Annotated in this window: 6 protein-coding genes; 2 read left to right on the top strand and 4 right to left on the bottom strand. The window is 68.0% G+C overall.

Features of this window, described 5'->3' with window-relative positions:
• Positions 1-37 precede the first annotated feature (37 nt).
• Together BWQ93_RS18105 and BWQ93_RS18100 are read left to right on the top strand one after the other, a co-directional pair.
• The gene (locus BWQ93_RS18105; RefSeq protein WP_232314658.1) at positions 38-358 is read left to right on the top strand and encodes a hypothetical protein; all 321 of its coding nucleotides are present in this window, start codon (positions 38-40) and stop codon (positions 356-358) included.
• Complete coding sequence (locus BWQ93_RS18100; RefSeq protein WP_077031711.1) at positions 348-743, top strand: acyl-CoA thioesterase; 396 nt, start codon at positions 348-350, stop codon at positions 741-743. Before BWQ93_RS18105 ends, BWQ93_RS18100 begins: the two co-directional genes overlap by 11 nt.
• Here the strand turns inward: BWQ93_RS18100 and BWQ93_RS18095 are convergent.
• Genes BWQ93_RS18095 through BWQ93_RS18080 form a run of 4 tightly spaced genes read right to left on the bottom strand, consistent with a single transcriptional unit; the run spans position 740 to position 7,134 of the window.
• Entirely contained in the window at positions 740-2,431 is a 1,692-nt protein-coding gene (locus tag BWQ93_RS18095; RefSeq protein WP_077031710.1) for a DUF4139 domain-containing protein, read from the bottom strand. The two genes, BWQ93_RS18100 and BWQ93_RS18095, sit on opposite strands and share 4 nt — an antisense overlap.
• A 3-nt stretch (positions 2,432-2,434) precedes the next feature.
• Entirely contained in the window at positions 2,435-3,916 is a 1,482-nt protein-coding gene (locus BWQ93_RS18090) for a DUF4139 domain-containing protein (RefSeq protein WP_077031709.1), read from the bottom strand.
• Between the two features lie 14 nt (positions 3,917-3,930).
• Complete coding sequence (locus tag BWQ93_RS18085; RefSeq protein ID WP_077031708.1) at positions 3,931-5,511, bottom strand: DUF4139 domain-containing protein; 1,581 nt, start codon at positions 5,509-5,511, stop codon at positions 3,931-3,933.
• 3 nt (positions 5,512-5,514) lie between these two features.
• Entirely contained in the window at positions 5,515-7,134 is a 1,620-nt protein-coding gene (locus BWQ93_RS18080; RefSeq protein WP_156878287.1) for a DUF4139 domain-containing protein, read from the bottom strand.
• Positions 7,135-7,144 lie beyond the last annotated feature (10 nt).

Raw genomic sequence — 7,144 nt, 5'->3', positions numbered from 1 at the left:
AGCGCATTGCCGCTTGGCCTTGTGCCGTCGCTGGTCCATGACGCGCGCCATGGTCAAGCGCTCGCCCCTCGACAATCGCGACACCTCGCGAATCGCGTGGAGCCGCTACCGCGTGCTGATGCTCGGCATGAGCATCGTGTCGATCGTCGCGGTGATCCTGGCGCTGCTCTTCCTGCATTTCTCGCTGCCGCACGGGCTGACCCTGCACATGATCATCGCGACCACCGCGGGGGTCGGCCTGTCGGTGATGCTCGGCGCGGCGCTGATGGGGCTCGTCTTCCTGTCGAGCGGCAGCGGGCACGACGATGCGATCGAGGACCCGTTCGAGGACGACCCGGATATGAAGAATGAGCGATAGGCCCGCAGCACCCGCCTGCCCGCGCGATCCGATCCTGCGCGTCGTCCCGCGTCCCGCCGACATCAATGCCAACGGCCATATCTTCGGCGGCTGGGTGCTTAGCCAGATGGACATCGCGGGCGGCATCGTCGCGGGGCGCGTCGCGCAGGGCCCTGTCGCGACGGTCGCGATCGAGACGATGGAGTTCATCGCGCCGATCCTGCTGCGCGACATCATCTCGATCTATGCGCATCTCGAGCGCCGCGGGCGGACCTCAATGGCGATCCGGCTCGAGGTCGTCGCGACGCGCGACGGCGGGCGGACCGAGGAGCGCGTGACCGAGGGGGTGTTCACCTTCGTCGCGCTCGACGAAAATCACCGGCCGCGGCCGCTGCCGCCGATCTAATAGTCGTCGGGCTCTTCCCAATCGTCCTGATTGTCGGCGCCGATTCGCGCCACTTCGCGCACGCGATATTCGATCGTCCTCTTGCCTTCGGGCGGCACCGTCACCGACCAGATGCGTTTGCCGTCGCGCAGCTTCACCGGCTTGCTGATCCGGTCGACCGCATAATCCGCGTCATTGGCAAAGCTGATCTCGACCGGCTCGGCGGTCTCGCTGTCGTTGGTGACGGTCAGCCGGTAGCGCGTCCAGCCCTCGCCCGAATCGACTTCTTCCTGGTCGGCATCGACCCAGATGTCCTCGGCATCCTCGAGCTGCAGGTCGACGAGTTCGCCGACCGCCTTGTCCTTCACGCCGGTCTCGCCGACGAGCATCGGCTCGCCCGCGCGGCGCTGGAGCAGGGTGACCTGTCCGCCGGGAAGCGGCTCCGCGAGCGGCCCGCCCTTCTTGTTGTCGCACCGCAGCACCGGACCGTCTTGCCAATTGAAATTCTCGCCGCGCACTTCGAAGATGTGGAGCAACTGCGCCGCGACCCCCGGCTTTTCGAGAAAGGCGATCTGCTTGCGGCTCTGCGCGCCGAGCGTCGTCGGCTGCGGCACGCGGTACAGCTTATAGTCGCCGATATCCTCGCGCGGGGCGATCCGCGATCCGGTGACGACGATCTCGGCGCCGTCTTCGTCGCCCCCACCGCCGTAGAAATCGCCGCCGACCATGCCGAGCGCATATTGCGGGTCGTAGCTCGGGATCGACGCGGGTCCGAACAGGCGCGGGTTGTACGACCCGCCACCCGTTCCGCCCTGCGGCCAGCAGCTGAACCAGATCTCGATATTCTCCGGGTTCCACGGATCGTTGCGTTTCTCTTCCTCGATCCGCTCCTCCTGCTCCCAGCGGCTTTCGTCGTCGCCGAGCGGCGCCTGCGCAAAAAAGGCTATGCGCCCGGCGATCACCGCCATGTCGGCGCCGGTGAAGCTCATCGAATCGCCGCTTGCGACGGTCAGCCAGGCGAAGAGATCGACCGCGTCGGCATCGGCCCCGATCTCGCCGACATAGTTCGACTGCCAGTCGAAGTTGGTCGCCAGATACGTAAGCTCCAGCGTGGTGCGCCCGCCCGGCTGATCGCCGAGCGACATCGACAGCGTCGGTACCGGGGTCAGCCCCGCGGGCAACGCGTCGTAGAGCAGGGTCTCGGCGAGGCCCGCGCATTGCACCGCCTCGAATCCGCCCTTGCGCTCGATGATCAAATCCTCGCCGCCCGAGCGGATGCGTACGCGCTCATAGCTCGCCTTGCCCGTCGCCTTGTCGGTCGTGCGCAGCAGCACCTGCTGCCCGGTGAAGGCGTCGACGAGCCCGCGTTGCGACAGCAAGCGCCGGTCGAAATTCTTCTCGCGCGGCCGCCCGCCCCCGCGCAGCAACGCCGATTCGGGAATGATGCTGCTCGACACCCCCTCGAAGCGCACGGTCACCGGCCCCGGCGGCAGGTCGAGCGTGCGCGTCTCGCGAATCAGCGCGAAGCCGCCGAGTTCGTCGCCGGGCTCGGGCAGCCGCGTATCGGTATCGCGCGACGGATCGCGATAGAGGCTGATCGCCACCTTGTCGGGTTTCGCCGAGCCGACCACCGGCACATCCTGCGCGCACGCGGGCGGCGCGGCGAAGAGCGCAAGTGCCAGTAGAGCTGCCGCGACCCGGCCCGACATGACTCAGTTCAGCGTATCATATTGGACGGTCAGCTCGGTGCGCCCGTTGGCGGGGATCGTCACCTGCCATTTGCGGCTCTCCCACGCCTTGTCGTCACTCTCGGCGGCGAGGCTCTCGAACGGCACGCGCGTGTCGTTGCTATAGGTGTTGAGCCCCGCCTGGGTGAATTCGACCGTTATCGGCTGCGGGCGCGCGTTGGTGAAGATGTAGCGCATGTGGGTGCGCCAGAAATTGCGCTTCACATCGGTCTCTGTGACCGTGACCACGCCATTCTTGCGCACCCGCGTGCTGCTGCTGCGTGTCCAGTCCTCCTCGGTCAGCTTCTCGCGCTTCTCGATGATCGGCTGATATTTGACGTCGAACGCTTTGCCCGTCGCGAGCGACAGCATCGATCCCGCGCTGGTGTGGCCGATATAGCTCTCGCCGACGAACTGCGCCGCGCCGCGCGCGTCCTTGACATAGAGCCGCACCGATCCCGCGGGCATCGCGTCGCCGACCCCGCCCTTGCCGGTCGAGAAACGATAGGTCGACATCACGCTCTGCGCTTCCTCGAGGGTCGTGAAGCGGTCGTGCGACGCCGCGTAGCCTCGCTGCGCGGGGACCGCCATGACGTCGAGGAAGGCGATCTGCTTCTGCTGCGCGCTGGCGATCGTGGTGCGGTCATTGATGGGATAAGCGAACATGTCGGCGAGCGCCTCGGCCTTGGCGGTCTCGGTCCCTGCGCTGGTCAGCGCTGCGGGTTCGCCGTCGCCGCCGCGCGATCCGCGCCGCACCCCGATCTGGTTGCTCGCGACGAGCAGCAATTTGGCGTTGGCGAAACCGGTGCCGCTGTTGTTCTTGAGCGTGACCCAGCCCTGCAGGTCCATTGCCTTCGCCGCCTCGTCGTAGAGCGCGACATAATCGGCGCGCCAGCTCATCCCTTCGGAGAGGTAGCGCAGGGTCAGCGGGCGGGTGCCCGCGGTCTTGCTGTCGACCGTCACCGACAAGGTCGGGCGCGCGCGCAAATTGGTCGGGATGCCGTCGAAGATCACGCGCACGGGAAGGTTGTCGTCGCGCAAAATCTCGATCCGCCCGCCGAAATCGAGCACCACCCCGCCGTTAACCGCGAGCACCTTGGCGCGCTCGCGCGTCTCGGCGCCGGTCGCGGGGTTGGTGCGGATCAGCGTGATCTCCTGCCCCACCGCCTTCGCCATCATCGCTGTAGGAGAAAGCAGGTCGAAGTCGAAATTCTGCTCGACGATGTCGAGCCCGGTGCCGACCAGGCTCACCGTCTCGGGGCGGATGCGGCTCGACACGTCGGGGAATTCGACGCGCGATTCCCCGACGGGCAAGGTGGTCGGCCGCACATCGGTGACCAGCGCGAGCTCGCCGGTGTAGATCGTCACCGCAACATCGCCCTGCCCCGCAGTGCTCACCGTCGGCTGCGCCGCGCCCGGCACGGCCAGCCCCGCCGCGAGCAACAGGCCCCATGTTTTCGATCCCATCGACCCTCTCCCTCTCAGTCCGCCTTCTCGCGGAATGTCTCCACCAGCGTGCCGTTCGCGGGCACGCGCACGCGCCAGATCCAGCTGTCGCCGCGCCGCTCGCGCCCCACGGGCTCGGGATCGAGCGCGAAGGGGATCCTCATCTCGACCTCGGCATCGACCGGCCGGTCGTTGGTGACCGTCACCTCCCAGTCGCGCCGCCCCTTCTCGCGCGCCTTCTCCACGACGCGATATTGAACCCCGCCGCTCGCGCCGAATTCGAAGTCGATGCGCTCGTCGATCGCGCGGTCGGTCGAAAAGGCTTCGCCAACCAGCAGCCGCCGGCCCGCCACCTGTTCGAACAAGGCGAAGGTGCCGGCGGGCATCGCGAGGCCCAGCCCGTCGGACTTGCGGTTCCAGACCCGCATCATGATTCCCGCGGGGCGAAAGCTGCGGTCGTTGGCGAGTCCGACATAGAGCGAATAGAGCTGCTCATATTGCACCTTGTCCTGCGCGAGCAGCGCGACCTGCTTTTGCTGCTTCGCCGCGACATCGGTGCGGAAGGGTAGGCGGTAATATTTAAGGTCGCCCAGATCTTCGCCCTGCGCGAGATAATCGGCGCTGACCACCGAGACGGGGGTCGAGGCGTACATCATCGACTCCTCGCGGCGCTTCGCGCTCACGACGATCTCGCCCAGCCGATGATCGTCCTGATAGCCCGACTGCGACCCGCGAATCGGGATCAGCGGCGGCAGCTGCCACAAGGGATGCGTGCTGGTGATATCCATCGGCCAGCATTGCAGCACCAGCGGCCCGGCGTCGGACTCGAGCGCGCCTTTGCGTTCCTGCTTTTCGAGCCGCCCGGCGATGACGTTCAATTGTGCGCCGGGAAAGCTCGTTACCCCGCCGTTGGCGAGCGTGATCCAGCCGGTCATCGCCATCGTCGGCGCATCGGGGCTGCGCTCGGCGACATAGTTCGCCGACCAGTCGAACCCCTCGGCGAGATAGAGCAGCTGGATCGTCACCCGCCGCGGCCGGTCGCTTTCGACCAGCACCGACAAGGTCGGCTTCGCCGACAGATCCTTGGGCACCCCGCCATAGGTCATGCGCTCGGGCAGCCCCGAGCAGCCGAGCGCCTCATAGCCCTCGGCAGTCTTGAGCAGCACGCCGCCGTTCGGCCCCGCCTGGATGATCGCATCCTGCCGCCGCACCTTGCCGGTCGCGGGGTCGGTGCGCTGGAGCGTGACAAGGCGCTTCAAATAGGCGTCGACCAGCCCCGCGGGTGACAGCAGCCGTGCGTCGCGATTCTTTTCGATCACGCCATCGGGCAGCCCGCTCACCACCGCGGTTTCGGGGAGCAGCCCCTCGGCGACGCCCTCGAAGCGCAGCATCGCGGTCCCTGCGGGCAGGTCGACCGTGCGCGTCTCGGTGATGAAGGCGAAACCCTCGGGCCAGTCGGGGTCGATGCCTCCCGACGAACGATAGGGCGCGCGGTAGACGGTGACCGCAACGTCGCCCGGCGCCACCGACTGCACGATCGGGTAAGCGCCTTGCGCACCCGCCGTCGCCGGGGCCAGCACCAGCAGCAGGGCAGCAAGGCGACCCGCCGCGCGCATGGCTCAGCCGCTCTTCAATTTCTGGCGGAAGGTCTGGACCAGGCTGTCGTTCGCGGGGACGCGCACGCGCCATACCCAACTCGCGCCGCGCCGCTCCCAGGTGGTGGGTTCGGGGTCGATCGCGAAGGGGATGAGTAGTTCGACCTCGGCGTCGAAGGGCCGCGCGTTGGTAAGCGTCACCTGCCAGTCCTGATAGCTGCCCGACGGATCGCGCGGCTGGACCACGACGCGATATTGCACCGCGGGGCTTTGCCCGATGTCGTAATCGACGCGCTCGCCGATCGCCTTGTCGCCGATCGGCGCCTCGCCCGCAAAAAGCCGCTGATTGTCTACGGTCTCGAACACCGCCGCGGTGCCCGCCGGCAAAGCGAGCCCGAGGCCGTCCTCGCTGCGGTTCTGCAAGCGCAGCCGCGTCACCAGCGGCTGCCGCGCATTGTTGTAAGACTGATAGAGCGTGCCGGCATAAAGCTGCTCGACCCCGACCTTGTCCTTGATCAGCAGCGCGACCTGCTTCTGCCCCTTCGCCGACACATCGACGCGGAAGGGGATGCGATAGAATTTGAGGTCGCCCAGATCCTCGGCGGGCGGCGGAGGGGGTGGCGGTGCGGGCGGCGGAGGCGGCGGGGGTGGCGGCGGCGCCATCGCCGGCAGCGCCATGCGCCCCAGCCGACTGCCCGTCACCATCACCTCCTCGGCATAATCCTGCGTAACCTCGACGATCGGCGGCAGCTCCCGGAAGGGGTGCGTGCTGGTTATGTCCATAGGCCAGCATTGCAGCCGCAGCGCCCCCGGCGGGGTGCGCGGCAGCGGCGCGCGATAACCCTTGTTGAGCCGCCCGGCGATCATGTTGAGCTGGGCGTTCGGGAAGCTCGTCACCCCGCCGTTGGCGACGGTGATCCACCCTGTCATGCCGAGCGCCGCGCCGCCGTCGGCGCGGTCGACGACATAGTTGGCGGCCCAGTCGAAGCCTTCGGACAGATAGACAAGCTGGAGCGTCACGGTGCGTGCGCGGCTCGATTCGACGAGGATCGACAGCGTCGGTTTCGCCGACAGATCCTTGGGCACGCGGCTGTAGAGCATGCGCTCGGGCAGCCCCGAGCAGCCGAGCGCCTCGAAACCCTCGGGGGTCTGCAGGATCACCCCGCCGTTCGGCCCCGCCTGGATGATCGCATTCTGCTCGCGCACCTTGCCGGTCTTGCGGTCGGTGCGGCGGAGCGTGACGCTGCGCTTGAGGTACGCGTCGACCAGCCCCGCGGGGGACAGCAATCGCGCGTCGCGATTCTTCTCGCGCACGCCGTCGGGCAGGCCCGACACGACCGCGGTTTCGGGCAGCAGCCCTTCGGACACGCCCTCGAAGCGCAGCACTGCGGTGCCCGCGGGCAGCGTCACCTTGCGCGTCTCGGTGACCAGCGCGAAACCCTGCGGCCATTGGGGGTTGATCGGCCCCGCGCCGCGAAAGGGCGCGCGATAGACGGTGACCGCGACGTCCTGCAGCACCGACGAGATGATCACCGGCGCCTCGGGCCGCGGCGGCGCGGCGGGCAGGCGCGCGCCGGTCTGCGCCGCCAGCGACAGCGGCGCGAGCAGCGGCAGCAAGGCCGGGATCAGGCGCGCCCAGCGCACAGGCCGCGCC

Source organism: Sphingopyxis sp. QXT-31 (assembly GCF_001984035.1).
Taxonomy (GTDB): domain Bacteria; phylum Pseudomonadota; class Alphaproteobacteria; order Sphingomonadales; family Sphingomonadaceae; genus Sphingopyxis.
The sequence above is the reverse complement of the archived record's forward strand: the minus strand, read 5'-3'. Positions and strand labels throughout refer to the sequence as shown.

Excerpts from the sequence above, each read along its gene's own strand:
- BWQ93_RS18095 (WP_077031710.1), bottom strand. The coding sequence starts at position 2,431 with ATGTCGGGCCGGGTCGCGGCAGCTCTACTGGCACTTGCGCTCTTCGCC.
- BWQ93_RS18085 (WP_077031708.1), bottom strand. The coding sequence starts at position 5,511 with ATGCGCGCGGCGGGTCGCCTTGCTGCCCTGCTGCTGGTGCTGGCCCCG.
- BWQ93_RS18100 (WP_077031711.1), top strand. The coding sequence starts at position 348 with ATGAGCGATAGGCCCGCAGCACCCGCCTGCCCGCGCGATCCGATCCTG.
- BWQ93_RS18105 (WP_232314658.1), top strand. The coding sequence starts at position 38 with ATGACGCGCGCCATGGTCAAGCGCTCGCCCCTCGACAATCGCGACACC.
- BWQ93_RS18090 (WP_077031709.1), bottom strand. The coding sequence starts at position 3,916 with ATGGGATCGAAAACATGGGGCCTGTTGCTCGCGGCGGGGCTGGCCGTG.